This is a genomic window from Gemmiger formicilis (genome assembly GCF_016901605.1).
Classification (GTDB): Bacteria; Bacillota; Clostridia; order Oscillospirales; family Ruminococcaceae; genus Gemmiger; species Gemmiger formicilis_B.
On sequence record NZ_JACJKP010000252.1, the window covers coordinates 1 to 3,002 of the forward strand.

Here is a 3,002-nt window from a genome sequence, read left to right on the forward strand (position 1 = left end):
TTGCCCAGATGGAAGAAAAGGGCGAGGACAGCGAGCAGGCCCAGATTGAAGCATTCTATGCCATGAAAAACGCCAAGTAAGGGAGGCAGCAACAATGGGTAAACCGACAGGATTTATGGAGATCAAACGGCAGACCAGCCTGGAACTGCCGCCTGAAGAACGAATCGAGAATTTCAAGGAGTTCCATCTGCCCCTGTTGGCAGAGGAACAGCAGGCACAGGGGGCCCGCTGCATGGATTGCGGCGTTCCCTTTTGCCAGAGCGGCATGCTGCTGGGCGGTATGTACAGCGGCTGCCCGCTGAATAACCTGATTCCGGAGTGGAATGATCTGATTTGCCAGGGTAAATGGAACCTGGCGGTGCATCGGCTGATCGCCACCAACCGTTTTCCGGAATTTACCAGCCGTGTGTGCCCCGCTTTGTGTGAGGCGGCCTGCACCTGCGGCATGGCAACCGGTGACCCGGTGACTGTCAAAGAGAACGAGCGGGCCATTGTGGAGTACGGTTACGAAAGCGGTGCGATCCGTGCCGTCCCGCCCCCTGCCCGTACCGGCAAAAAGGTTGCTGTGGTCGGGGCCGGCCCTGCCGGGCTTTCGGTGGCGGACCTTTTGAACAAACGGGGCCACAGCGTAACCATTTACGAACGCGAGGACCGTGTGGGTGGTCTGCTGATGTACGGCATTCCCAACATGAAGCTGGAAAAATGGGTCATCGACCGTCGGGTAAAGATCCTTCAGGAGGAAGGAATCGAATTTGTGCTGGGGGCCAATGTCGGCGGCAACATCAGCGCCGAGGAACTGAAAGACCAGTATGACGCCGTTGTGCTGTGCTGCGGGGCCAAACAGCCCCGGGATATCAGCGCTCCGGGCCGGGATGCCGGCGGTATCCACTTTGCCGTGGATTACCTGACCAGCGTGACCCACAGCCTGCTGGATTCCAATTTTGCTGACGGAAAAGCGATCAGCGCCCAGGGTAAACGGGTTCTTGTGATTGGCGGCGGCGACACAGGCAACGACTGTGTGGGCACAGCCATCCGGCAGGGATGTGAAAGCGTACTGCAGCTGGAGATGATGCCCTGCCCGCCCGAAGCCCGCGCCCCCGGCAATGATTGGCCGGAATGGCCCCGGGTACTGAAAACCGATTACGGCCAGCAGGAAGCCATTGCCAAATTCGGCAGCGATCCCCGGGTATACCAGACCACCGTCAAAGAGTTCTACAAGAACGAAGCCGGTCAGGTCTGCGGTGCTCTGCTGGAAAAGCTGGAAAGCCAGGTGGCGGACGGTCGCCGTCAGATGGTTCCCACCGGCGAGGAATTTGCCGTGGACTGCGATCTGGTGCTGATTGCCGCCGGATTTGTAGGGTGTGAATCCTACGTAACCGATGCCTTTGGCGTGGACCTTACTGCGCGTGGCACAGTGGCCGATAACCACTACGCCACCAACGTACCGGGTGTTTTCGCCTGCGGAGACATGCGCCGCGGACAAAGCCTGGTGGTTTGGGCCCTGCGGGAAGGCCGGGATACCGCCGCCGTGGTGGATACCTGCCTGATGGGCTATACCAATCTGTAACAAACCGCAAAAATCCCCCGCAGAGGAGTTTTCCTCTGTGGGGGATATTTTTGCATGTTGAATAAGATCAGCGCTCCATCTTCCAGAAAGCGCAGCTGTAAGGGGGCAGTTCACTGCCGCCGCCAAAGTCATGGGGTTCACCGGTAATCAGGTCCATCGCCATACCGCAGCCCGCGTCAAAGTGCGCTGTGTACGGTGCGCTGTCGGCATTGATGGCTACCAGTACCCGCTCATCGTTGGTGCGGCGCTCAAAAATCAGCTGCTTGGGCTGAACCATCACATTGCGGTAACTGCCGTTGCACAGAGCCGGGCTGGAAGTGCGGGCCTGCGCCAGCAGCGAGATCCACTGGCTCAGATTGTTTTCTTCCGGCTTTTCGATGGCCGGGCGCAGGGTGGGATCACCGTTCTTTTTGTCCCCTTCCACGCCCCACTCGCTGCCATAATAGACAGCAGGCACACCGGGCATACCGAACAACAGACCATACAGCGGTTTGATGCACGCTTTATCCGTCAGGATGGTGGCCACACGGGTCACATCGTGGTTATCCACAAAGGAAAGCAGATGCTTGCCGGTGTACAGGCACCAGGGTTCGGCGCCGAACTGCCGGTTGAGGCTGTAACTGATTTCGTGCATATTGCCGGTGTTGAAACTGGAATACAGCCCCTTATAGCACTCGTAGTTGGTCACGCTGTGGCAGGCATGATCGTTCATCCAGCGGTTGTAGTCACCGTGCAGCGTTTCGCCCACCAGGACAAACTCTGGTTTGACCTGATCGGCCAGCGCACGCAGTTCCGCCAGGAATCCAAGGTCCAGGCAATAGGCTACATCCAGGCGCAGACCGTCGATGTCATAGTCCTTCACCCAGCCACGGACCACATCAAACAGATACTGTTTGACCGCAGGGTTCTGCAGATTCAGTTTGACCAGCTCGTTGCAGCCTTCCCATGCTTCGTACCAGAAACCGTCGTTATAGTTGGTGTTGCCGTCAAAGCTGATATGGAACCAGTCTTTATAGGGGCTGTCCCATTTCTTTTCCTGCACATCTTTGAACGCCCAGAAACCGCGCCCCACATGGTTGAACACACCATCCAGCAGCACGCGGATGCCCGCGTCATGCAGTGCGCCGATCACGGTTTTCAGGTCTTCGTTGGTGCCCAGGCGGCAATCCACTTTGGTGTAATCCCGGGTATCATAACCGTGGGCATCGCTTTCAAACAGCGGGTTGAACAGTACGCAGGTTGCCCCCAGTTCCCGGATGTGGTCTACCCAGTCCAGTACCCGCAGCAGCCGGTGCTGTTCTGCCTGGGCCGCATCTCCGTCGTTTTGCAGCGGTGCGCCGCAAAGCCCCAGCGGATAGATCTGATAGACCACAGCTTCATTGTACCACATAGTTTATCCTCCTATTTTTTAGCGGGATTTTCTCCCCGCTGTACC

The 3,002-nt window shown here is 57.7% G+C and carries 2 protein-coding genes; one reads left to right on the forward strand and one right to left on the reverse strand.

Annotation, left to right across the window (positions count from 1 at the left end; genetic code table 11):
• The first annotated feature begins 94 nt into the window (after positions 1 to 94).
• Positions 95 to 1,567 carry a glutamate synthase subunit beta gene (locus tag H6B10_RS13710; RefSeq protein ID WP_204652117.1) on the forward strand — a complete coding sequence of 491 codons (1,473 nt, stop codon included), beginning with the start codon at positions 95 to 97 and terminating at the stop codon, positions 1,565 to 1,567.
• Positions 1,568 to 1,634: 67 nt separating this feature from the next.
• Here H6B10_RS13710 and H6B10_RS13715 read toward each other — a convergent pair whose 3' ends face one another.
• Complete coding sequence (locus tag H6B10_RS13715; protein WP_204652118.1) at positions 1,635 to 2,957, reverse strand: alpha-amylase family glycosyl hydrolase; 1,323 nt, start codon at positions 2,955 to 2,957, stop codon at positions 1,635 to 1,637.
• Positions 2,958 to 3,002: the final 45 nt, after the last annotated feature.

Bases quoted from the DNA above. Each gene is read 5' to 3' on its own strand.
- H6B10_RS13710 (WP_204652117.1), top strand. From the start codon at position 95: ATGGGTAAACCGACAGGATTTATGGAGATCAAACGGCAGACCAGCCTG.
- H6B10_RS13715 (WP_204652118.1), bottom strand. From the start codon at position 2,957: ATGTGGTACAATGAAGCTGTGGTCTATCAGATCTATCCGCTGGGGCTT.